At 48.3% G+C, this 24,402-nt stretch carries 14 protein-coding genes and 3 pseudogenes; all 17 read right to left on the bottom strand.

Annotated features, from left to right (window positions below; genetic code table 11):
• Positions 1–5: 5 nt before the first annotated feature.
• Complete coding sequence (locus tag B1728_RS03735) at positions 6–1,739, bottom strand: S-layer homology domain-containing protein (RefSeq protein WP_079908806.1); 1,734 nt, start codon at positions 1,737–1,739, stop codon at positions 6–8.
• 65 nt (positions 1,740–1,804) lie between these two features.
• Positions 1,805–5,263 carry a carbohydrate-binding protein gene (locus B1728_RS36115; protein WP_483310964.1) on the bottom strand — a complete coding sequence of 1,153 codons (3,459 nt, stop codon included), beginning with the start codon at positions 5,261–5,263 and terminating at the stop codon, positions 1,805–1,807.
• A 107-nt stretch (positions 5,264–5,370) separates the two neighbouring features.
• Positions 5,371–6,363 (bottom strand): S-layer homology domain-containing protein, encoded by a 993-nt coding sequence (locus B1728_RS03725; protein WP_079908805.1) that lies wholly within the window; start codon positions 6,361–6,363, stop codon positions 5,371–5,373.
• Positions 6,364–6,748: 385 nt separating this feature from the next.
• Entirely contained in the window at positions 6,749–6,931 is a 183-nt protein-coding gene (locus B1728_RS37465) for a dockerin type I domain-containing protein (protein WP_256865228.1), read from the bottom strand.
• Positions 6,932–7,597: 666 nt separating this feature from the next.
• Positions 7,598–8,470: pseudogene (locus B1728_RS37305) on the bottom strand (glycoside hydrolase); the annotation flags it as partial.
• Between the two features lie 36 nt (positions 8,471–8,506).
• Positions 8,507–8,875, bottom strand: a pseudogene (locus B1728_RS36670) (carbohydrate-binding protein); the annotation flags it as partial.
• Positions 8,876–8,884: 9 nt separating this feature from the next.
• Positions 8,885–9,271: pseudogene (locus B1728_RS36665) on the bottom strand (hypothetical protein); the annotation flags it as partial.
• Between the two features lie 71 nt (positions 9,272–9,342).
• The gene (locus B1728_RS37165) at positions 9,343–12,576 is read right to left on the bottom strand and encodes a family 43 glycosylhydrolase (RefSeq protein ID WP_079908803.1); all 3,234 of its coding nucleotides are present in this window, start codon (positions 12,574–12,576) and stop codon (positions 9,343–9,345) included.
• Between the two features lie 1,042 nt (positions 12,577–13,618).
• The gene (locus B1728_RS03710) at positions 13,619–13,858 is read right to left on the bottom strand and encodes an HPr family phosphocarrier protein (RefSeq protein ID WP_079908802.1); all 240 of its coding nucleotides are present in this window, start codon (positions 13,856–13,858) and stop codon (positions 13,619–13,621) included.
• A 1-nt stretch (position 13,859) separates the two neighbouring features.
• Positions 13,860–14,843, bottom strand: a complete 984-nt coding sequence (gene yjfF, locus B1728_RS03705) for a galactofuranose ABC transporter, permease protein YjfF (RefSeq protein WP_079908801.1) — start codon at positions 14,841–14,843, stop codon at positions 13,860–13,862.
• Positions 14,840–15,856: an ABC transporter permease gene (locus tag B1728_RS03700; protein WP_079908800.1), complete on the bottom strand. Its 1,017-nt coding sequence runs from the start codon at positions 15,854–15,856 to the stop codon at positions 14,840–14,842. Before B1728_RS03700 ends, yjfF begins: the two co-directional genes overlap by 4 nt.
• The gene (locus B1728_RS03695) at positions 15,853–17,373 is read right to left on the bottom strand and encodes a sugar ABC transporter ATP-binding protein (RefSeq protein ID WP_256865213.1); all 1,521 of its coding nucleotides are present in this window, start codon (positions 17,371–17,373) and stop codon (positions 15,853–15,855) included. The genes B1728_RS03700 and B1728_RS03695 overlap by 4 nt, the downstream gene beginning before the upstream one ends.
• A gap of 122 nt (positions 17,374–17,495) precedes the next feature.
• Positions 17,496–18,527 (bottom strand): ABC transporter substrate-binding protein, encoded by a 1,032-nt coding sequence (locus B1728_RS03690; protein WP_079908798.1) that lies wholly within the window; start codon positions 18,525–18,527, stop codon positions 17,496–17,498.
• 243 nt (positions 18,528–18,770) lie between these two features.
• Positions 18,771–19,802, bottom strand: coding sequence for an ABC transporter substrate-binding protein (locus B1728_RS03685; protein ID WP_256865212.1), 1,032 nt, complete (start codon positions 19,800–19,802; stop codon positions 18,771–18,773).
• A gap of 39 nt (positions 19,803–19,841) precedes the next feature.
• Entirely contained in the window at positions 19,842–20,816 is a 975-nt protein-coding gene (locus B1728_RS03680; RefSeq protein ID WP_179135866.1) for a sugar ABC transporter substrate-binding protein, read from the bottom strand.
• A gap of 22 nt (positions 20,817–20,838) precedes the next feature.
• Positions 20,839–22,374, bottom strand: a complete 1,536-nt coding sequence (locus tag B1728_RS03675) for a response regulator (RefSeq protein WP_079908796.1) — start codon at positions 22,372–22,374, stop codon at positions 20,839–20,841.
• Positions 22,349–24,163 (bottom strand): sensor histidine kinase, encoded by a 1,815-nt coding sequence (locus tag B1728_RS03670; RefSeq protein ID WP_079908795.1) that lies wholly within the window; start codon positions 24,161–24,163, stop codon positions 22,349–22,351. The genes B1728_RS03675 and B1728_RS03670 overlap by 26 nt, the downstream gene beginning before the upstream one ends.
• Positions 24,164–24,402: the final 239 nt, after the last annotated feature.

Below are 24,402 nucleotides of genomic sequence, written 5' to 3'. Positions count from 1 at the left end.
TACTTTCATTTCCCTGCTTGATACAGTCTGTAGATTACGGTTGCAGCTTGTGCCCTCGTTGATACACCCTTTGGTTCAAAATGCCCTTCTGCCACTCCGTCCATTAAGCCCGTCTGTTTAGCAAATAAAACAGCATCCTTCGCATAGGCAGAGATTCGATCCTGATCAAGGAAATCCCCGGTTGTCCCGTTTGCTTGAACAGCTGCGGAACTAATCATCCTGGATGCCCGGTAAATCAGCACCGCCATATCTTCGCGGGTGATCGGATCGTTCACACCGAAGCTGCCGTCGTCTTTGCCTTGCACAAGGCTGGCCTTTTGCGCAGAAGCAATGGAATTGTAATACCATGCACCTGGAGCAACATCCGTAAATGACGCCATTGCAGAGGAGTCCTCCAAATCAAACAGTTGAATCAGCATTTTCACGAATTCGGCTCTTGTTACCTCCCCATCCGGTGTAAAACGACCCTCGCTTCTACCATTCACTACTTCACGGGCCGCCAAGCCAAGAACGGCGTCATTCGCCCAAGTGTGCCCATCCATATCGTTAAAGGAAACCTGAACATGGTTAGCCGCATACATGCCGAAGCGGGCAGGATGGAACTGTACCTTCCCTGCAGCCGGGTTGTAATACCCGTTCCTAACCACATCTAATTTTCCATCATCAGATACATGGTAAAGGACTACCTGATTTGGATTTTCATTCGCTAACAACGTATACGGTACTTCTACTGCAACACGGTTCTTGTTAAAGTTTGTGATTGGGCTGCCGTCTAAACTCAATTGAAGCTCATTTATAACGGAATTTCCGATCTTTGCTCTAACATCCTGTGAATAGCTGGCAGGATCTGCCTTTGCGATCTGTAGTTGCAAATTGGATATTTCTGATACCACGCTGCCATCAAGTACATCCCGATGAATGGAAACGGAAGCAAGATCTGTCTCAATCCTAACCATCTTTACTTTGCCTGGTTCCGAGCTGAGCTGTTGAAGCTGATATGCCGGCAGATTCAGCTGGATTTTGTTTACGTCCAAACCTGTGTTGACCTTAATTGTTACCGAGCTGTCTTTGGAATTGCTGCCTGCTTCAAGTAGATCATTGGACCCTACATTAATGCACGCAATACCATTGGTGGCAGACCATATATCGAAAAACAAAGCAGAGATCCCTTGGGAGCTTCGCGATAACAGCGTTGACGCCTGTAGGGAGCAGGTATTAGGAGCAGAATAGGAGCCGGAACGGGAGCCCGAGTGTGATTGAATGACCGACATGGTTATTCCGCTGCCTATATTCCCGATGGTTTTTCTCGGCTCACTGTTGACTGGCGTCAAGGAGCTTAGGGAAACGGAAGCTGTCCCTACCCGGGATGCTTTAAACGAAAGGGTGAATAAATCCTTATCGCCGGTTATTCCCGGTTTATCGCCCGTTAGAGTGAATAGCAGCCGGATTTTGTTTCCCTGTACTTTAGGCTCCAGCACGTAGGCTTGATTGCTTAGACTGCTGGAATAACCGGTATACTCTAGCAGCTGTGCATCATAGGTTAGCTCCATCCCCGCAGCATATAAATCTGTAAGTGCATGGCCAGCAACAGAAATAGTCACGTTATCACCCAGCTTCACATTGGTGGCCGAGGAACGCAACACGAATTCATCCGGAACTTGCGCTGCAGCCGAAGAAGATAATAGCGTGGCGGCTAACATAAGAGCCAGGCAATAAAGTGGAAGTTTGTGCATCTTCATTATGATCCCTCACTATAAGGAACGGATGGGAGACAAACGTCTCCCATCGCCCTTTTCTTGATTTATTAGTCTATCTTGGTTGCAACATACGCCAGATCCATAATATCGATCTTATTATCGTTGTTCATATCCGCCATCTTAGCTGCTGCCCAGTCTGCGCTGGTGGAATCTTTACCGTAATGGTAGGCAACGATCGCGAGGTCGCCTACATCAATGATTCCATCCTTGTTGAGGTCTGCGGACACTTCCTTAATGACAGCTGCTTTGAAGGTATCTACCGCGCTGTTCAGTGCGGTGACTGCATTGTCAACCTGAGACTGCGTCGCGCTTGAGCTGTCTTTGACGGCTTTGGCTGCGTTGATCGCGATGCCGAGTGCATCCTTGGCTGCTTGCGGGTATTGTCCCGGCAATGTGCCAACCACAGCAGCGTCATACAAGCTTTGTGCATTCGTAATCGCGGTTGTCAATGCCGTCTTGTCTACAACGACATCAATCTTGCCTATAGCTATGCTCTTGCTGCTGAGCGCCGCCTGAATCACAGTTCCCTCGGGAGCCACACCCAGCTTGGCTTGGGTTGCCGCAATCGTTCCGGTTGTATTCTGAACACCGGCCTTAACCTTGAAGGTTACATTCAGAACCGGTGTGCTTGCCCCGGATACCCCTCCGATATTGGCGGCAATGAGTCTCACTTTTCCGGCGGTCGCCTTATCCTCTGTCACGATCTGGACGTTATTATTTGCACCTACCGCACTCACATAGTCAAATACGTTGGAATCATAAGACAAGGTGATGTCCTGGGCAAACACACTTTGTGTCAGGTTGTTCAGGCTAACGCCTACGGTAAAGCTGCTTCCAGGCTTCACGCTGCTGTCTGCGCTAAGTGCGGCTGTAGGCACCTTAGTCTCCGGCCAAACCGGATCTGTCGTTGCCGCACTCGTGGTCAAATAGATCCGGTCTATGGCAAGGCCGGATTCCCTTCCCCAAAAGTTCAATTCATGCACGCCGGCGGAAATATTCAAAGGAATACCTCCCGTCACAACCGTACCGCCGTTGCTGAGATTCACCCATTTAAACTGACCGCCACTGACACCTTCAATCCCGTTGGAGGTGAATTTATATTGATTATCCAACCCAACATGGACGGAGTCCGTTTGGTAGCTATGACTCTTGGCAAGGATCCAAACATAGTAGGTTCCGGCAGTCGTGAAGTTGATTTTATAATTCAATCTGGACCCGGCAGCAAGGCTGGCTGCATCTGTGCCCGGCGTCACCGAAGTGCCATCGTCAGGCAAAAACTGCATGGCTTTCGTAGATAGGCCGTCCACAAGCGACCAGATATGGCCGTTGGCGGTGCCATATACATAAGCGTTGACCGAGTTTTCCGCTGCTGTTTCCGCCTCAATAGCCACAACAGCAGGAGTATTGACGCTTATCCGAATTTGCGCGGTTGCTGCTTCGCCCAATGCTCCCTTGTAGCTAACCACCACGTTAGCTGTTCCACTGGCCTTGGCCGTAATGGTGCCGTTGGAGACGTCAGCAACGTCCGGATTCGGATTGCTGTAGGTCGCTAATTTGGTTACATCCTCCGTATGCCCGTCGAAATACTCTGCCGTGACTTTGAATGCAGCGGTTTTACCGGAATCGAGTGCGACGGAGCTATTGTCCACTGTAATCTGCTTCACCTTCAGCTCGCTGCTCAAGTCTTTCACCAGCAGATTCAGTGAATCTGTTTTTCCGCCATAGCTGATGTCGATGCTTGTCGAACCATAGCCGACGCCGGTTATGATTCCGCTGCTGATACTTACAATGCCGTTTTGCGCCGGTGCAGCAACTGCCTGGGCCGTAACATCTTCACTCGTTCCATCGGAATAGATCGCCATAACCTTCATGCTTGCCGTGTTGGTCCCGGAAACGGTATCAATCTTTTGTTTATCGATGGACGCGTTGATGGCAGCCAGTTGATGGGCAGCGCTCTTTTGCTCGAACTGCCAATAATCGACCTTGAACAGATTACCGGTTGGTGCTCCCCTGTATACCATATACAGGTCATGAACACCCGTGGCACCGGAAATGCTGGTTGTTTTTGTCTTCCAGCTATTTTCCCCTCCTGTGTTGGAAATGGGAAGCGTACCCGCCAACGGGCCATCCGCACTATCGAGATGCAGCTCTATCGTTCCTCCGCTCGAACCGCTGGCAACATTGGCTGTAAATGTCCCGGCGCCTGTCGCGCCAAAATCCACTTTGGATGCGGCCGTCCAGTCCCCGTCATTAATATTGCTGACAGCCAGGTTGATGCTGCTTACCATGCCTCCGGGTTCGGTAATGCTCTCCGTGGTTATTCCCCCGTTCCAAGCAATGGTTTCGGCCTCAACCCTTGCGTAGGGATTCGCATTTTTCAGCTGCGGAACACCTGCATAATCTCCGGTAATATTCTGGATGACTCCGTTTCCATCGAAGCTTACCTTATTAATGTGTGCATTTCGGTATCCATGGGGCTGCCCTCCCATTTGTGGTACCGTCCCGCTTTCCGCCATGGCCTTTGCAAGAGTTTGGGCATGGTAAGTGATATACCATTGACCGTTGAATTCAAAGATGGCATGGTGATTGTTGCCTCCCACTCCGAAGAAGGTAGCGGGGTTGGGCAGTATGGTTTTGACAAAGGTAAAAGGGCCCATCGGGTTGTCGCTTACCATATAGGCAATAGCTCCTGTAGGAATATCCGATGGATGTCCGCCTGAGAAGTTAGTGCAATAAGAGTAATAATATTTCCCGTTGTATTTGTGAATTCCAGAGTCCTCAAACAACCATGGCGGGTTAATAGGCTTAACCGCTCCTCCGCTAGCAGCCAGATCCAAACTGATCATATCCGCTCCAAGCTTTGCAACACGTGCGGTTCCCGGGTCAGCGTCCTTACCTGTCGGAACACCGCCGCCAAAATAGATATACCCGCTTCCATCATCATCAATCAGTACCGCTGGGTCAAAAAGCCATGTAACATCACTAGCTCCCGGGGTATTTCTATTGACCAGAGCCTTTCCAATGGGATCTGTAAACGGTCCGATCGGACTGTCCGCTGAGAGCACGCCGATCCCGTTTGCACTATCTGCAAAATAGAGGAAGAATTTCTCCTTCCCGTCTATCGTTTTATGTGCTGCTGCCGGGGCCCAGGAGTTTCTTGCCCATTTAGCGGCACCCTGCGGCCCGGCTACAGGGATTTCCCCGTGGTCTGTCCAGTTGACCATGTCGTCAGACGAAACAACCGTTATCTTATTAATCAAACTATACCCGTTATCCTTAACGGTCCCGTCAGCATTGTACTCCAACGTATCGTTTGTCATATAAACATAAACTCTTCCGTTATAAACCATTGCATAGGGATCTGCACCAAACTTTTGCGTAAATAGCGGATTGCCTTTTCCAGGCGTTTTTGCAAGTGCTGGGGCGACCGCAGCTGTTGCGGCCTCTGCCCTATCCATGACCGGGGTTAATGGGGCCATGAGCGTTAAAGCCATCGTCACTGACATCATTTTTTTCCATAGCTTCACTGAATCCTTCCACCTCTCTTTTAATAGTAGCTGCTGTTGTTACCTGCTCTTGAAAATAAACACCTCCTTTGAGTAGTGAAACAACTCTACATGTTCAACAAGCGGTATATGATAACGGCTGCTTCCGCTCTTCTAGCCGTATCCGTCGGTTTAATCATTCCATTGTAGCCTTGGATGACTCCTTTCTTGACCAGTTGAGCCAAGGGGCTTACTGCATAATCCGCTACTTCACCGGCATCGCTGAACCCTCCTAAGTCTGAAATGGACTCATCCAGCATTCTTCCGGCCATTTTCATCGCTCGTGCAGCCACTACCATCATGTCCTGTCTGGATATGCTAACTCTCGGCTCGAACAGGTTGTCGCCTGTACCCTGAGCAATGCCAAGCTTTTTGGCAATTCCTACTTCTTTGTAATAATAGTCGGACTGCTCTACATCCTTGAAATTCTCGTCTATTTCTGCATTAAGATTTAATGCTCTGACCAGCAAGCATAGGAAGTCTGCCCTGGTGATGTCGGCTCCCGGGCTAAAGGTAGTAGCCGACGTACCCTTGATAATTCCTGAGGACGCGAGGGCCTCAATCTCCATCTTGGCCCATTCGTAGCCCGCCAGATCGTCAAAAGTGGTCCCATAGCTATAGACCGTCGCTGTCAGATTCGGATTCAACGCTTTCACGGATACCAGCTTAATATTGGCATCTCCCTGAGACTTCCCTTTGAAGGCAATGGTACTCAAGGCTGTGCTTCCCTGCTCTCCTTCCTTCTTGCCAATTTTCGTAAAGGCCATCGTTATTTTGCCGTTATCTATCTTTGGTGGTATAAAAAAACCTTCCAGCTTCGATTCTGCCTTATCCAGCTCAACCATATCAGGGTCGAATGTAATCAAAACCTCGTAGGCATAGAGATCCTTTAAGTTGCTTCCATTCAACGTAACTTCTAGAGCTTGGTTTGGCAGAGCCTTTTCCGCACTTTGACTCAGAGTGAAGATCGTATTTTCTTCTGCATAACCGGCACCGGACATGCAAGTAACCATCATGACAGCAATAAGACACATTACAAAAGTTAATTTTCCTTTTCTCATGTGGTAATCTCCTTATCTTGAGAATTAGGAAGGAATACTGAGCATCCCGACCTGAACAATAATGATAGCGCTTTAACTATGACGAGCATTCATGCTTGAAATCCAAAGTTATGCAGGGTTGCCTCGCTGTTCCTCTACCTTATTTTGCACCCCTCCCATTTTTTGCCTTTATTATAGCTAAGTCACTAGAAAATCACGATGGAATTTCTTCTTTAAAAAGTTGATTTTTTAAGGATTAGCATTTTGTGCAATGATGCGTTTGGAACGATTCTAGTGCGCCCTATCCCCAATGAAGTCCCTTCCCAAGATAGGGCATCACCAGAACTTTGTTATTCATATAACGAAAATGGTAAGCAGTACTGCCTGCATTGAACGTACCGATGACTTAATCGATTATCTTGGTTGCAACATACGCCAGATCCATAATATCGATCTTATTATCGTAGTTCATATCCGCCATCTTAGCTGCTGCCCAGTCTGCGCTGGTGGAATCCTTACCGTAATGGTAAGCAACGATCGCGAGGTCGCCAACGTCAATGATTCCGTCCTTATTGAGGTCTGCGGACACTTCCTTGATCACAGCCGCCTTGAACGTATCTGCTGCACTGTTCAGTGCGGTGACCGCATTGTCGACCTGGGACTGCGTCGCGCTTGAGCTGTCTTTGACTGCTTTGGCTGCATTGATCGCCACGCCGAACGCATCCTTGGCTGCTTGCGGGTATTGACCCGGCAGTGTGCCAACCGCCGCAGCATCATACAAGCTTTGTGCATTCGTAATCGCTGTTGCCAATGCCGTCTTGTCTACAACGGCATCAATCTTGCCTATAGCTATGCTCTTGCTGCTGAGCGCCGCCTGAATCACGGTTCCCTCGGGAGCCACGCCCAGCTTGGCTTGGGTCGCCGCAATCGTTCCGGTTGTATTCTGGACACCGGCTTTGACCCTTAAGGTTACATTCAGAACCGGCGTGCTGCCTCCGGATACGCCTCCGATATTGGCGGCAATGAGTCTCACTTTTCCGGCGGTCGCCTTATCCTCTGTCACGATCTGGATATTGCTGTTCGCACCTGCCGTACTCACGTAGTCAAATACGTTGGAATCATAAGCCAAGGTGATGTCCTGGGCAAACACGCTTTGTGTCAGATGGTTCAGGCTAACGCCTACGGTAAAGCTGCTTCCGGGCTTCACGCTGCTGTCTGCGGTAAGTGCAGCTGTAGTGCCTGTGCTGTCAACATTCTCAGCTACAAAGGTTGTAACGCTTTGAGCCGGAAGCTCGGCTGTGAAGGAGCCGTTCGACACTGGCATAGGTGCTCCGGCTGCAAGATTCCTGCTGCTGTCCGTTACCCAGGAGGCTACTTGCGCTGCAGACCCGTTCTGCAGAACAAACCTTTCACTCACTGCAGAAGTACCTTTGTTGATAGCGACAATAACTACCTTATTGTCACCTTTATATGCAGATGTGAACACTTGCGGATCGGGATTTTTGGTCGCTTCTACCCTAACATAGCCAGATCGAACAAATTTTGAGTAATGAGCCATGCTGTAACCCCGCTTGCTTATCGTACCGTCATCCTTCATAGGACCGTAATGCCTGCGGATATACCACCAGACGTAGGTCTGAAAATTCCCTTCTACCATGGCGTTATACATATGCTCGGCAACACCCAATGCCTCAGGCCAGCGATCCGCCGAATTCGTGTCGCTGTTCGGGTAGTATACTTCCGTCATCCAGAGTTCTTTGCCTGCGCCTTTTTGTTCAAACAAGGGGTAAGGGAAATCATTATAACTAGTGCCGTACGTGTGAGCGCCAAGAATATCCATATTGGCCAATGCTTCCGGGTCGTTCAGAATGGGGTCTGACATCTGTTTTACGTAAGAAAACGACTCTGGTGCAATGACTCTGTTATGGATGGATCCGGCATTTTCTTTCATAAAACGAAGCATTTCTTCCTTACTCCACCATGTCCAGTCATGTGCATAGTCCGGCTCGTTTTGAACCGAAATAGCATACAGCTCCACTCCGTTGCTCTTCATGAAGGAATCGAATTCATTCAGATACTGCGCATATTCAGCGTACATATTATGTTTTAGCCGTTTCGCTGTTGCGTCCACAGCATAGGCGGTAACGTAGATGTTATCTATGCTTGGTCCTTCTTCATTGGTAGCTACAAACTGTAACGTGTTAGTCCCACTGCTCATGGGCACCTGGATCGATTGTTCGCTCCAGGCAGCCGGGCTGCCGGTTGCTGCAAAGGCCACCTGACTGAGCACTTTCGTCCCGTTAACATAAACATCCAGATTACTTGTCCCTGACTGGAGAGCATATCGGACTTTAACGTTCTTGGTTCCTGTCGTGCCAATGCCGATGCTGTTCCACTGAATGGCTGCCCCGGATGAAGCTTGAAATTGGACATACCCGCTACCGCTATAGCCCGAATAGGAGCTTTGCACTGAAGAATCACTCAATGTCGTGCCCGACTCCGCTTCATAAGTGGTACCATTGCCTGAGCTCATACCCAAAGTGAAGGTCTCTACCATTTCACTTGGAGGATTCCATGGGGAAGCAAATACGATAGCTCCATGCTCAATGGCTTTTTTGGCTGTTTCCACCTCTTTTTGCCAATTGCTTTTGTTCCAATGTATAGGAATTCTTAATATAGAAAAACCCAGCTGGTTCTCCCCATTGCCAAAAGCGGTTTCTCTTTGGGCCGGTGTCAAATCTCCGATCCAGACGGAGTGATTCATGCCTCCAAAGCCGCGAATCACTTGTTTCTCCGCCGATAAATTAACGATAACCTCCTTTGCAGCTGCAGCCGCTGAAACTTCAGCAGATACCGGCACGTAAACTAGTGGCAGCGCAGTGACACATGCCAGAAATACGCAAAGTGATTTCCTCAATCGCGATATCATGGTTTTCATCTCCTGTTAAGGGCTATGGAGGGGGAGAGCGAATCCCCGTCCATAGCTTCTTGTGTCCTGTTTTACTCCGTTATTTTCGATGCAACATACGCCAGGTCCATAATATCGATCTTATTATCGTAGTTCATATCCGCCGTCTTAGCTGCTGCCCAGTCTGCGCCGGTGGAATCTTTACCGTAATGGTAAGCAACGATCGCGAGGTCGCCTACATCAATGATTCCATCCTTATTGAGGTCTGCAGACACTTCCTTAATGACAGCTGCTTTGAAGGTATCTATCGCGCTGTTCAGTGCGGTGACTGCATTGTCAACCTGAGACTGCGTTGCGCTTGGGCTGTCCTTGACGGCTTTGGCTGCATTGATTGCTACGCCGAACGCATCCTTGGCTGCTTGCGGGTATTGACCCGGCAGTGTGCCAACCACAGCAGCGTCATACAAGCTTTGTGCATTCGTAATCGCTGTTGCCAATGCCGTCTTGTCTACAACGGCATCAATCTTGCCTATAGCTATGCTCTTGCTGCTGAGCGCCGCCTGAATCACAGTTCCCTCAGGAGCCACACCCAGCTTGGCTTGGACTGCCGCAATCGTTCCGGTTGTATTCTGGACACCGGCTTTGACCCTGAAGGTTACATTCAGAACCGGCGTGCTGACTCCAGATACGCCTCCGATATCGGCGGCAATGAGCCTTACTTTTCCGGAAGTCGCCTTATCCTCTGTCACGATCTGGATATTGCTGTTCGCACCTGCCGCACTTACATAGTCAAATACGTTGGAATCATAAGACAAGGTGATGTCCTGGGCAAACACATTTTGTGTCAAATTGTTCAGGCTAACGCCCACGGTAAAGCTGCTTCCAGGCTTCACGCTGCTATCTGCGCTAAGTGCGGCTGTAGGTACCTTAGCCTCTGGCCAAACCGGATCTGTGGCTGCGGTACTTGTGGTCAAATAGATCCGGTCTATGGCAAGGCCGGATTCCCTTCCCCAAAAGTTCAATTCATGCGCGCCGGCAGAAATATTCAAAGGAATACCTCCGGTCACTACTGTACCGCCGTTGCTGAGATTCACCCATTTAAACTGACCGCCACTGACACCTTCAATCCCGTTGGAGGTGAATTTATATTGATTATCCAACCCAACATGGACGGAGTCCGTTTGGTAGCTATGACTCTTGGCAAGGATCCAAACATAGTAGGTTCCGGCAGTCGTGAAGTTGATTTTATAATTCAATCTGGACCCGGCAGCAAGGCTGGCTGCATCTGTGCCCGGCGTCACCGAAGTGCCATCGTCAGGCAAAAACTGCATGGCTTTCGTAGAAAGTCCGTCCACAAGCGACCAGGTATGGCCGTTGGCGGTGCCATGTACGTACGCCTCAGCGGAATTTTCCGCTGCTGTTTCTGCCTCAATAGCTACGGAAACAGGCGTATTAAACTGAATGGTATAGACCGCTGTTTGTAGGCCTTCCCTGCTTACAGTGACCGTGGCTTTTCCCGGCACCCCTGATGCTTGGGTAATAGAAACACTCGCAGCAGGATCATTGGGAGTCGCGGTAACTTGGGGGACCGATCCTGCAGGAACATCCAGGGAATAGTCGTATCTACTCGGACTGAACCCGCTCACTTGCGCCCCGTTCACCTGGAGGGACTTCAAATTCGTATCAAAGTTGGAGCCTGCTAACTTGTCATCTATTTTGAAATAATCGAAATCAATATAACCGCCTGTCGTCTTTGTGGCAAAATTGAATAAGGCAAATCGGTAACCCATAAAATGCGGCAGCGTATAGGACATTTGAAGTGTGTTACCTATGGATGCCCAACGCTCACCGTCAAGACTGTAATAGAAATAGGCTTTGTCCGTCCTATTCTTATAATCCAATTCAGTCCTTAAATAGATGACATTCTGAGTGACAGGGATACTTGCTGCTTCCACTGCCGTCCCTGAGCTTCCATTTACCATCACAACAGATTTGGTAGTCCCGCTCATTTTCACACCGACAAACCCGTAGTTCTGCTGAAATGCGGCAATGCCGGCATAGTCTCCGTCTTTCATATGGCTGACATCTATAGCAACCGTTCCCGAGCTTTCCGGACCGAAGGTTCTTTGGGAAAGCGTATTTCGGGCATTAAGAATACTGCTGCTAGTGCTCCCCGTAGTGAGTCTCAAATACCCCGGCCGGTCGGTTAGGGACCAGTACCGATTGTCGGGATTATGGTTCCACTGCCACACCAGGGCAAGATTGGATCCGTTGTCATCGTTTTCTCCGTTTGCCGCCTCTGTATGATAAGCGCCAACTTTCTCTGCTCTTTGATCAAAGCTATCCGATGAGACCCATGTTCTTGAGAGTCCTGCAGCAATTCCCGTATCATTGACATCCCCGAAGACGGGCCATCCATCCTCGCTCCATGTCATCGGAACAATGTAAGGTATGCGCCCGACGGAGCCGTAGTCCTGGAACAACACTCCGTACCATTTTCCGTCAGGAGATTGAACAATCCCTCCTTGTGCCACACCGGCGCTGTTTGAATTACTGCCCGATTTTAAAGCAATCTTTCCTTCATAGGTACCATCGATAGTATCCGCCCTATGCACTAATTCCGTGCGGATGCCCCCTGATGGCCATGAGATATTGAAGATGTAATACTTACCGTTTATTTTATAAACGTGTGAGCCCTCAGCTCCAAGGCCACCCGATCCTCCGGGAGCGCTTGCATTTTGAATGATCGTTTTATTCATTCCGCCTGCTTTGATGGCTGTGGCATCTGAGGTCAGCTCAATAATCTTTATGGTTCCATTACCGTAGACCATATAGACGCGTCCGTCATCATCGAACAGCAGGGACATATCATGATACACTCCGCCGGCTAACTCATACTTTTCCCATGGACCCTTTTCTATGTCGGCCGTTTGAAAGATATATGTCTTTCCAATATCATTGGAGGCAAAAACCACATAAAACTTGCCGTTATGAAAACGGATGCTGCTGGCCCATGAGCCTTTCCCATATATGTTTTCTCCGTTGGAGAGGGTTTGTTTGTCAGTAGACGCGAGGATATCATATACGTAATTGACGATCTCCCAATTGACGAGATCCTTGGATTTCATGATTGGAACCCCAGGGTTCATGTGCATTGTCGTGCTGGTCATATAGTAAGTATCATTTACCCTAATCACATCGACATCCGGCACATCTGCCCATATAATGGGGTTCTTGGCCGTGATGCCATCCGCATGTGCAGTTAAACCTGGCAAAGAGCTTATGATTAATGAAAAAACGAGTACGAATACCAATAATTTCCCCATGGATTTCAAACCTCCCGTATTGGCTCAATCTACATTTTTGAAAATGCAAAGGTTTTTCCAGTTTTTTGGCAGCGCTTTAATTTTTGTTAATAGCAGCTTTCGGAACCTTTGTTTGAAAGCTTAGGCATTCCTGCAGCAATCCGTCGGGTTGCTCGGTGCTAAAGAATTTCTACAGCATTTAGGAAAATAAGGTAACTATCTATGTTGGCGAGCTGAAACGGACTAGGGGATTTGGTAGAGTAGTTAAGACCAGCCGTTACTGGAAATGTTATCGTTGAAGTCTGAACAATCGAGGGCGTTAGTTTGTTTTATGTAGTGGGAACAAGCTCAGTTATCTGCAAGATGCAATGGTTCGAAGGGCTTAAGTTGTCTTTTCTAGCATGGCTTTATGCTTCTAATTTACAGCAATCATCTTGCCAATCCCCCCCTTATTAACGATCTTGTAATTTCCCTGCGTTATTAAAAAAATAACCCCCTTTGTAAGCGCTATCTGTCCACATTATAAAGGGGGGCTATTCCAAATTCTATAGAATAACTAGATACTATTTGTAATTACTAAAGAAATAGTGATTTTCCCAAATGATACGGTTCCAAGCTTTGAGCCCAATCGGAGATGAGAAAACCGTCTATCGACGTCTTTTCAATGATGAGCGACCGCGTTCAGCGGTAGTTTTTATCGCCAATAGAAATGATCTTTATCCACGCTGGCGCTTTAATAAAGTTAAACATTTATGTGGTAAGAACAGTCCGCTATAGGCGGACCCAGATTGTCGAGAAACCTATAAGGCTTGAACTATTGCTAATATACTACGGTGGGGTATGCCCCTCTAGCCAGGCTTCCGAAGCAGGCTTTGCTACACAAAGCCCATAGCTGTTGAAACCCGTGAAAGGGATCAGATTTAGTGGTATTTTCACGGGTTTCAAAGGCAGACGTAAACTCTTCCGAGGAATACCCCACCTCCATATTTAGCAAAGTTCTCGCAAAACTAGGTTTCTCGACAGACTCAGTCCGCTATAGGCGGACCACTCTTTCTCCCCCCGTTTATTTGATTACATAAGACAAATCATAGCGGGCGAATAAATCCGACATCGCTTTCTTGGCTTCCTCCGCATCCGGGCCCATCACATACAGCTCATAATTGTGATGATCAACTAGGGTCACAAACACACTAAGAATGCTTTTCGCGTCAACAATGACATCCCCGAATTTCAGCACACAAGATGAACGGAATTGATTCGCCGTCTTTGAAATTTCCCAGCCGATTTCTGTTGTATTATGCATATCAGACGACCTCCCCGCCAGCCTTCTTTCTAGTGCCAAGCAGCTTTTGCAGTACGATAAACAAGAATAGCAGCAGTCCGATTGCAATTTTGGTCCACCAGGAGCTAAGGGTTCCTTCAAACATGATCAACGTTTGGATGATACCTTGAATCAACACACCAACCAGCGTGCCCGCAATATAACCGGTGCCACCGGTCAGCAAGGTGCCGCCAATGACGACAGCCGCTATCGTATCCAACTCCGTCCCCAGCGCATGTAAGCCGTAACCCGACAGCATATAAAAGGTAAAGACCACACCCGCAAGTGAAGAGCAGAAGCCGCTTAAGGTATAGACAAGTACTTTTGTCCGTTTGACGGGCAACCCCATTAACATAGCCGAATGCTCGTTGCCGCCTAATGCATAAATATTGCGTCCAAATCGGGTATAATGTGCAAGTAGGATAGCTCCAGCAACCATACATAGAGCGATAATGACACTAATGGAAACATAGGAGCTGCCAAATACGTACACTTTGGTCTGTGAAACCGCCTTATACCATTCATTCTCGATCGTAATACTCTCAATGCTGATGACATAGCATAGTCCTCTTGCCAAAAACATTCCCGCCAATGTTACGATAAACGGCTGCAGATTGAAATGATAAATCAAACTGCCCATGCACCATCCAAACACGCTTCCCATAAGCAGCACTAACGGAATAACGGCACCTGGCGGCCAATGATGATTTTGGACCAAGCTTGCGGATATCATAGTAGTTAATGCAATCATGGAACCGACGGATAAATCGATCCCGCCCGAAATGATGACAAAGGTCATCCCAATGGCTGCAATGAGCAGGAATGAATTATCGATCAGCAAATTAAAGAAAACTTGCAGTGAGAAAAATCCCCTATACTCCACTGAGCCCGCCGCAAACATAACAACAAATAAGGCTATAGTCACCAGAAGCGGTAAATATCTTTTATCTATGCTGCGCAGCCTCATACGGTAACCCCCTGCTCCACGTTTTTTTGTTTGGCTTTGCGCTTGGCTGCAAGCGATGCGCGGAAGGCATCCGATTGAATCAGGCAGACGATCAGCACAACGATAGCCTTGACGACCAATGTAATTTCCGGCGGTACACCGATGGAATAGATGGAAGTCGTGAGTGTTTGAATGATGAGCGCGCCGATGATGGTGCCTGATAAATAAAATCTCCCGCCGTTCAATGAGTTGCCGCCAATCACAACGGCCAGAATCGCATCAAGCTCATACCATAGCCCGGCATTATTCCCATCTGCGCTGGATACGTTCGAGCTTAAGATAATACCGGCAAGCCCGCTTAAAAAGGCACAGAGTACATATACGATAAAAATGATTGAGCTCGACCGGATTCCTGCAAGCCGGCTCGCCGTCGGATTGGAGCCGACTGATTCGATAAACAGCCCTATCGCTGTTTTTCTTGTTAGGATCACTGCTATAAGAAAGAAGAACGTAATAATAAAAATCGAGAACGGAAGGCCAAATAAATACCCTCCTCCTATAAAGGAGTAAGGTTTGGAGGACACGGTGATGATTTGTCCGTTCGTAATTAATTGTGCCACCCCGCGCCCTGCGACCATTAGGATTAAGGTTGCGACGATCGGTTGAATGCCCAAGAAGCTGACTAATAGCCCGTTCCAAGCACCTGCAGCCAAGGAAAGCAGCAACGCAATGCCTAAAGCCATAAACAGTGTGCTTATGTCGCTGGTGCCCTGCTTAGAGATGAGCAGGCAGGCCATCGCACCTGCGATGGAAACGATGGAGCCAACCGACAAATCAATCCCCTTGGTAGCGATGACGAATGTCATACCGATGGAGATTAGGACAAGAGGCGCTGCGCGGTTCAAAATATCAATCAGGCTGCCGAACAGATGGCCTTCCTTCATCGTAATGGAGAAAAAATCATGATTATGAACGACATTGGCGATCAATAAGAAAGCCAATGTCACTAAAGGCCACAACAAACGGTTGCTCATTCGCCTCCCCCTCCTGCAATTAATTTCATAATATCCTGCTGGCTCACACCTTCGTTTCTTATTTCAGCAATTTTTTTCCTGTCCCTCAGGACGGCAATTTTTTGAGAGGAACGAACGACTTCCTCCAGCTCGGAGGAAATGAACAAGATGGACATTCCTTTCTCGCACAGCAGCGCCATCTGTTTCTGAATTTCCGCCTTCGCCCCGACGTCAATCCCCCGTGTAGGTTCATCCAGAATGAGCAGCTCGGGATTGGTCAACAGCCATCGTGCCAAGATCACCTTCTGCTGATTACCGCCGCTTAAATTTTTGATTAAAGCCTCAGGACCCGGCGTTTTGATATTGAGCAGCTCGATATATTGATCCGCAAGCTCGGTTTGCTTCTTCTTCGTCAAATACCGGAATGTGCCAAATGTTGCTTGCATTGCAAGAATAATATTTTCCCTCACCGTCAAATCCTCAATAATGGCCTCCGTTTTCCGGTTTTCGGGGCAAAAGGCTATTCTTGCGTCTATCGCTTGGCGCGGGGAATTCAGCTGCACCACTTTTCCGCTGATTTTCATTTCCCCCTGATCCGCCCGGTCGGCTCCGAACAAAATACGGGCGATTTCCGTACGGCCGGAACCAAGTAATCCCGCAAGGCTCAACACTTCACCCGGATACAAGTTCAAATCGAACGGTTCGATGGAGCCTTTTCGCGCAACCTGCTTTGCCTGCAGGAAAGGCTGCTTTCCGCTGTTCTTTTTATGTGAAGCCGTCATATTCGGCAGCTGTTCCAACTCAGTTACCTCTTTGCCGATCATTTTGGATACGAGATCCATGCGGGACAGCTCTTCCGTCAAGTACTCCCCTTCGAATTGGCCGTTTCGCAATATCGTGATCCGATCGGACATTTCATAGACTTGATCCAGGAAATGCGTAACGAATAAAATCGCCAAGCCTTCCGATTTCAATTTTCGCATGACGTTAAATAATTGCTTCACTTCATTCGAATCTAAGCTGGATGTCGGCTCATCCAAAATTAATATCTTCGCCGAAACATTGAGGGCTCTGGCAATGGCGACCATTTGTTGAATGGCTATGGAATAGGAACCGAGCAGCTTGGAGGGATCAATGTCTACATTTAGCCGCTTCAGCAGCTCTCGGGAACGGGAATTCATTTCTTTCCAATCAATAAAACCTCTTCGCATCGGCTCGCGCCCGATAAAAATATTTTCAGAAACCGTTAAATTGGTACATAAATTGACCTCCTGATAAACGGTGCTAATCCCGAGCTCCTGAGCTTCCAACGGGCTTTTAGCGCGAATTTGCTGCTCGTCGAGCCATACTTGGCCTTCGTCGATGGCATGTACACCTGTCAATACTTTAATGAGGGTTGATTTGCCTGCACCGTTTTGACCCATCAAAGCGTGAATTTCACCTGAAAACATTCGAAAGTATACGTTGGTCAAAGCCTTCACTCCGGGAAACTGCTTATGAATTCGCTCCATGCGCAATCGAGGTTTTTTATCTGTCACCTTGCTGCCTCCTATCCTGAATACATTCTATATCCCAAACTCTCCCGCCAAGCTGCGTTTTTTGATGCAGAGTTACATTGTTTCAGCCGGCGGGAGACATTCTCTTTCACAATATGGTCAGATTAATATTGACGATTCGGTAATTCCTTCGCAGCTGTTTCTTGCGGGAACACGCCTTCTTTGGTCAAAATACGCTTAGGCACCTCTTTGCCAGCGACAATATCCTTGACAATTTGCATCACTTGCGGCCCCATTAGCGGGTTACATTCGATAATTACGTTAATCTTGCCGTCCTTCATGGCTTGGAAAGCATCCTTGGTTCCGTCCATGGAAATGATGAGAATATCTTTGCCCGGCTTCATGCCCGCTTCCTCAAGGGCCTGAATGGCACCAAGCGCCATATCGTCGTTATGCGCGTACAAGACATCCATTTTGGTGTTCTCCGCCTTCGCGGACTTGATGAACGCCTCCATAACTTCCTTCCCTTTAGCGCGAGTAAAGTCACCTGTCTGGGACTTCACGATTTTCAGGTTCGCGTTATCTTTAATCACTTCTTCAAAGCCTTTCTTGCGATCGATCGCCGGTGCGGAGCCTGTCGTACCTTGCAGCTCGACAATGTTGACCGGACCTTTCTGATCCTTCACTTTTTCGAGCAGCCATTTCCCTGCATTGCGTCCTTCTTCTACGAAATCGGAGCCCAGAAAAGTTTTATACAGCGATGTATCCTTGGAATCTACCGCACGGTCGGTCAGTACTACCGGAATATTCGCATCCTTCGCTTCCTTTAGCACCGTATCCCAGCCAGACTCAACCACCGGGGAGAATGCGATGACATCCACCTTTTGTGCAATATAACTGCGGATCGCCTTGATTTGGTTTTCCTGCTTTTGCTGCGCGTCGGAGAATTTCAGTTCAATTCCCGCTTCCTTAGCCGAATCCTGGATGGACTTGGTATTAGCCGTGCGCCAGCCGCTCTCCGCTCCAACCTGAGCGAAGCCAAGCACAATTTTCTTGTCGGCCGGTTTCGGCGTATCGCCGCCTTTGGCAGTTGTGTCCTTAGCCCCGCCTGTCGTCGCATTACCGCCGCACGCCGCGGTTAGAAGCATAGATGCCATCATCAAGACGGCCGCGCCTGATTTCCACTTCATTTTCATCCGTTAAACCCTCCTTTTATTTCACCATCGATGGGTGTAGCTTTATTTTAAAACGCTTTCAAATGCGATTGAATAGAATCCATTCTGAATAAATTAGAGTCTTTTTCGGTGTTTTCGAGCCTCGAGAATCGAAATTTTGTTTTTTTATGAAGTAATTTGAATTTTTTCGTCCCGCCGCGTCAAAGAATAAACAAAAAAAGCCCGGTAATTGGGCTTTATACGGAGCTATTACAGCTTTATATCCTAATATTTACGATTGCCGATCTCACGGGCGGCGGTCCCCTGCGTGAACACCCCCTCTTTAACAATAATTCGCTTCGGGATATTCCTTCCCGCCATAAGCTCCCGAACCGCCTGCATTAAGAGCGGTCCGAACAGCGGATTACATTCCACCGTACAGTTGAGCCTGCCATCCAGCATCGCTTGAAAGGCTTCCTTCCCGCCATCGACCGAAACGATCACGATATCCTTGCCGGGTCTTAAGCCTATTTCCTCCATGGCTTCCATGGCTCCGAACGCCATATCATCATTGTGGGCGAACAGCACCTGAATATCGCGGCCATGCTTCTTTAAAAAACGGGTCATGACTTCCTTGCCTTCTTCTCTTGTAAAATTGCCCGTTTCGCTGGCGATGATTTCCATGTTCGGGTTATCCTTAATAATTTCCTCAAATCCCCGCTTCCGATCCAGCGCAGGTGCCGAGTTCTCCGTACCGCGGATTTCGGCAATACGGATGGACCCGTTAACGTTCCTCATTTTATCGATGACATATTTCCCTGCTTTGCGGCCTTCTTCCACAAAATTAGAGCCAATAAGCGTAATATACAAGGAGTGGTCCTTCACGTCCACAGACCGATCCGTTATAATGACGGGAATACCAGCCTCTTTCGCTTCCATAAGTACGTTGTCCCAGCCTGTCTCAATGACAGGAGAGAAGGCTATCACGTCAACCTTTGCCGCAATATAGGAACGGATCGCTTCAATTTGCTTGCTTTGCTGCTGCTCGGCATCCGAAAATTTCAAGTCGATTCCCGCTTGCCTGGCGGCATCCTGAATGGATTTGGTATTCGCGTTACGAAAGCGGCTTTCCGCTCCAACCTGCGAGAACCCAAGTACGACTGGCCGCTCGTCTTGCTTGAGAGCCGTTGTCAGGCTGGAATCCGTTTGGAGCACGGCGGGAGCTTGTACAAGGGTCTCCTTCGGTACAGGCACAGATGTACACGCGCAGAGAAATACCAACAAAAGGATGACCGCCTTCCCCCAACGATTATACACCCCATTCACCTTCCCTTATCGAAATGAAGACACATTGTATTATTTAATGCTCTTCAATGATTGCTGCGTTACAAAGGTCGGCTCTAACTGATTCCATTCCTGCACCGCCTTTCCGTCGCAAGCATCATTTAGCAGCTGGATGATCCTGTCCCCCCAAGCATCCTCCTGAAGCGACATTAGAGCGGTAATCTGCTTGTTCATAACCCCGTCCAACAGCTCCGGGGAACCGCTGGTTGTTACCGATAATTGGCTTAAACCCTTTGCTTTCCAAACAAGAATCGCCGCAGAGCCCGCTAACGAATCCAGGGCGGCATAGGCTTCAAAATGCGGATGTGCATCTATCATCTTTTCTACATTTGCTATCGCTTTATCAAGACTATCCCCGTCCGTTCTCAGTTCAAGGAGCTGCATTTCCGGCAACCTGGCCAAGTAGTCTCTAAGCCCGGCAACCCGCTGCTGTATACTGGAATAGGATATCGTACCTGTCTCGGCAATGATCATTCCCTTCCCGTCCAATGCGCGATCAATATACGAAGCAAGCATACGGCCAGCCTCATAATTATTGACACCTATGAAGGCGGCACGTTTGCTTTGCGGTGCGTCATTATCGAAGCAGATGACTTGAATACCGGCATCCACCGCTTTATTAATGTAAGGCGCTAATGCATCCGCATTAACCGGACTAACTGCAATGCCGTCCACGCGCTGCTTGATCAGATTTTCCATCATCCGAATTTGCTGCTCGAGATTCGCCTCATCCGGTGCCTTAATCACGAGCTGTGCACCCAGCTTGCTTGCAACGGCTTCTGCCCTGCTCGTCACTACCTTGTGAAACACATCGGCAGTCGAGTAGACGATAGCGAACGTACGGCCCTTCTTCTGCACACTCCCTCCCGCTCCATGCTGCTGAATAGTTGAAGATGCTGCCGTCGGCTCTTGCTTGCAGCCGCTGGTCAGGCTTATCATAATGCAGCATAGAATCAGTAAAGCCCGGTTTGTAACTAGGGCCTGCATGGCCGTTCCCCCCTTCTTATCGCTATGCCTGATTACGGAATACTTTGGTTGTAACACCAGTGATTTTTTTAAATACCGTATTAAAATAATGCGGGTCGTTATAGCCCACCATGGCAGCGATTTCATATGATTTGGCACTCGTTGTTTTGAGCAGCTCCATCGCCCTCTTAATGCGCGTCTTAATTAAATAATCGATAAATGTCTGCCCTGTCCCCTGAGAGAAAATCCCGCTGAAATGGCTGGGGCTTACGTTCACATAGGCTGCAACAGCCTGCAAGGAGAGGTCCGGATTATCAAAATTTTTATCGATATAATCCTTCGCCTTGGCGAGCAGCTCGCCGTATTTGTCAGTTATGCGCTCCCGATGCTGAAAGGCAAGCATGAGAACTGTGGTGGCACATGCCCGCACCTCCTCCAGCGTATTGCTCATTAACAGCGTTTCCTCCACCGGTGCCATCTCGGATAGAAATGCCTGCACGTCTCCGTTCGATTCATGGATAACCGCCATTACAGAGGCAATCATATCCAGAATAAGATAATGCCAGTAAAACTTGCTTTCCGCCCCCGTCTGCTTATCAATGCTATGAATGTAACCGCAAACAAAACTCTCGATCCTGGAAGCATCGCCCATTTTCAAAAAATTGGTCACTTGATGACGGTCATAGCCCGCCAAGCCTCCTTTATCCACGCTGACGATCGGACGATTGCGTAAAAAATAATGGTAGCACTTATTTTGCTCTGCTTCAGAAAACGACGCGGCAATTTCCTGGACTCGCCCTTTCACGGTTCCTTTGCCATAATAAAGGATGCAGCCAAGTCCTTCTTCTATCTGCTTCAGCTTGCGGATAAGGCCGTGGGCAGTATTCTCCACCCCTACCGTTTCTTCCCCTTTTATTATCCAGACATGCTCTTTTTTGCTGCGTTTCACATGCAGATGGCCCAACATGTCACTCAATAATTGTTTAAATAACGAGTGTGTCTCAGCTTCATCCGTCAACTCCGCAAGCACTACCAGGTAATGCCTTGCAATGAGACCAATACCAAGCGCCTCGGCCGCATGAATAGCATCCGCTGTCGGAATAGCGCCGGAGCACAAGTCGATCAGCAGCTGTTCCCTGACGGTTTCCTGGTTGATGCTCGCTCTCATCTGCAGCAGCTCTTTATTTTTCTGTTCCTCGCGCTCCATATCGATTTTGGCCGCAACCCCTTGGAGTACTTGAAGCAGCTCCTTCGCGTTAATCGGTTTTAAGCAGTATTCCTCTACCCCAATCCGCAAAGCTTCCCTTGCATAGTGAAATTCATCGTGCCCGCTTAAAATGATGATTTTGACCGCAGGCATCTTCTCTTTCACAATCCGGCTAAGCTGGAGTCCGTCCATAAAAGGCATTTTAATATCGGTTAACAAAATATCCGGTGCCAGGTTCTCGATTAAGGGGAGCGCCATCTCCCCGTCCGATGCGTCGCCGCAATAAATAAACCCCTCTTTCTCCCACTGTATCCGGTTGCAGATACCTTCCCGAACGAGGATTTCATCATCCACCAACAACACCTTTTTCATCTTGCTCTCTCCTTATCGGTATACTCACGAGCACTGTCGTGCCAAAGCCATATTCGCTTTCGATCCGAATACCGTACGGGTCTCCGTTATAAAGATTAATTCTCTGGTGCACATTGATAATTCCGAACCCCGCCGGCTGGGCTTGAAGGTGCTTGCTCTCTGCAAGAAGCTGTCTAAGCTGCTCTTGCTTCTCCGCCGTCATGCCTGCGCCGTTATCCGATACGCACAGCTCGATATTGCCGTTAGCTCCAAACCCGCCTGTGATTCGAATACAGCCCCTCCCCCGCTTGTTCTTAATGCCGTGATACAAAGCATTTTCAACCAGCGGTTGGAGTGTCATTTTCAAAACACTGCAGCTAAGCACGCTGTCCTGCACATCAATTTCATAGTCCAGAATGTCCCTGTACCTCATCTGCTGGATCGTGAGATAGTTGGCGATATGATCCAGCTCTTCTTTAATCGTAATCTCATCCCTGCCTTTGCTTAACGAAATCCTGAAGAAGCTTGCGAGCGCATTCACAATGCCGATCACTTCCTCGCTTTTTCCGTTTTCCGCCAGCCAAATAATCGAATCGAGCGTATTGTACAAAAAATGCGGGTTAATTTGAGCCTGCAGGGTCCGGAGCTCCGCAAGCTTGATCTGCTCTTGCTCCTTAATACTAGCTTCAATCAGCAGCTTGATCTGGTCGAGCATCATGTTGAAGCTGACCCCCAAATCGGCTATTTCATCCTGACCCCCGCCAGGCACCTTAGCATCCAAATAACCGGAGGCCGCTTGGCGCATTTTATTTTTTAAGTACCGGATCGGTCGGATCAACCGGTTGGATACGTAGGCGTATAAAGCAATAGTAAAGGCAATCGTAAAGATGACGCTGACAAATATAAGGGTCTGAATCTGATCCGCATCCTTGGTCACTTCCTCCAGAGGCACTTCCCCGACGACCTTCCAGCCTGTAAGCTCTGAAGTCTTGTACACGATAAACTGTCTCTTCCCCGCCAGCTCACGAATGTCGTTCCCCGACACAGCACTTAATTGCTGCTTCGTCAAGCCTGCTACAGCCCCTGTTGATTTTAGCCTTTCTGGCAAAATAATCGGCTTGCCCTGCGGGTCCATGACATAAAAGAAGCCGCTGTCCCCCATCTTGGTATTGTTGCAAAAATTTTCGATAACCGATACATCCAAATTCATCACCATAAAACCGATGACTTCGTCCGTAATCTCCTGCTTTACCGTGGAAATAATCGAAATTAATGGCGGACGCTCCTCCTCTGCCCGGTCCAAATTGCTGATCCCTTGCGAGCCGGCAGGCGGAATGATAAGCACCTCGTCGGGATGAGCCAACAAGCTCTTGAACTCAGGATAGAAGAACGGGTCCTCCTCCATTTGAAAAATACCTCGCTTCTCGCTAATCCCCTTGCCATAGCGGTTAAACAATATAATATTCGTCAGGCCATTGCTGAACCTGTATGTATCCCGGTAAAGGCTGAACGTTTTTAATATATCCTTAGCCTCGTTATATGTCTCGCTCTGAATGAGCAGAAACCTCAGCACATTGGAGTTTCTGCTGATGTCCAAAAATTTCCGGTTGTCCGAAAACAGCACATCGATATCGTTTTTCAGATGCTCCGCTACAAGCTCCGTCGTTGCAATGCTGTGCTTGGAAACGGTGTTATACGATTTCGTGTAGCTGATAATCCCTATCACTATTAAGGGAACCGCCGTCAGCATCACAAACATGACTAACATTTTTGCCCTTAAACTGGAGGCGATCCAACGGTACCATCTCATGCCGGTCCCCCCGGTTCTCATCGTTTCGTTGCTTAATTAAAGCGCTTGCGCCATTACATATTTTAAGCTTTTTTACAGATTAAGAAAATAGAAAATGATGCGAATTTGTTATGATTTTTTCAGTTTAAAACAAGAATAGAAGCAGCCTGATCACCCCGACCCGGATCATACAGGCTGCTTTTGTCAAGCAAGCTTCATTTTAAAGTGTCGGAAGACGGTACCCTTCCAATGAAACTCTC

It is taken from the genome of Paenibacillus sp. 32352 (assembly GCF_002042965.1).
GTDB classification, from domain to species: domain Bacteria; phylum Bacillota; class Bacilli; order Paenibacillales; family NBRC-103111; genus Paenibacillus_S; species Paenibacillus_S vulneris.
This window is presented reverse-complemented; position numbering and strand designations above follow the sequence as displayed.

Bases quoted from the DNA above. Each gene is read 5' to 3' on its own strand.
- B1728_RS03690 (WP_079908798.1), bottom strand. From the start codon at position 18,527: ATGAAAATGAAGTGGAAATCAGGCGCGGCCGTCTTGATGATGGCATCT.
- B1728_RS37165 (WP_079908803.1), bottom strand. From the start codon at position 12,576: ATGGGGAAATTATTGGTATTCGTACTCGTTTTTTCATTAATCATAAGC.
- B1728_RS03725 (WP_079908805.1), bottom strand. From the start codon at position 6,363: ATGAGAAAAGGAAAATTAACTTTTGTAATGTGTCTTATTGCTGTCATG.
- yjfF (WP_079908801.1), bottom strand. From the start codon at position 14,843: ATGAGGCTGCGCAGCATAGATAAAAGATATTTACCGCTTCTGGTGACT.
- B1728_RS36115 (WP_483310964.1), bottom strand. From the start codon at position 5,263: ATGTCAGTGACGATGGCTTTAACGCTCATGGCCCCATTAACCCCGGTC.
- B1728_RS03680 (WP_179135866.1), bottom strand. From the start codon at position 20,816: ATGCAGGCCCTAGTTACAAACCGGGCTTTACTGATTCTATGCTGCATT.
- B1728_RS03700 (WP_079908800.1), bottom strand. From the start codon at position 15,856: ATGAGCAACCGTTTGTTGTGGCCTTTAGTGACATTGGCTTTCTTATTG.
- B1728_RS03735 (WP_079908806.1), bottom strand. From the start codon at position 1,739: ATGAAGATGCACAAACTTCCACTTTATTGCCTGGCTCTTATGTTAGCC.
- B1728_RS03675 (WP_079908796.1), bottom strand. From the start codon at position 22,374: ATGAAAAAGGTGTTGTTGGTGGATGATGAAATCCTCGTTCGGGAAGGT.
- B1728_RS03670 (WP_079908795.1), bottom strand. From the start codon at position 24,163: ATGAGATGGTACCGTTGGATCGCCTCCAGTTTAAGGGCAAAAATGTTA.
- B1728_RS03710 (WP_079908802.1), bottom strand. From the start codon at position 13,858: ATGCATAATACAACAGAAATCGGCTGGGAAATTTCAAAGACGGCGAAT.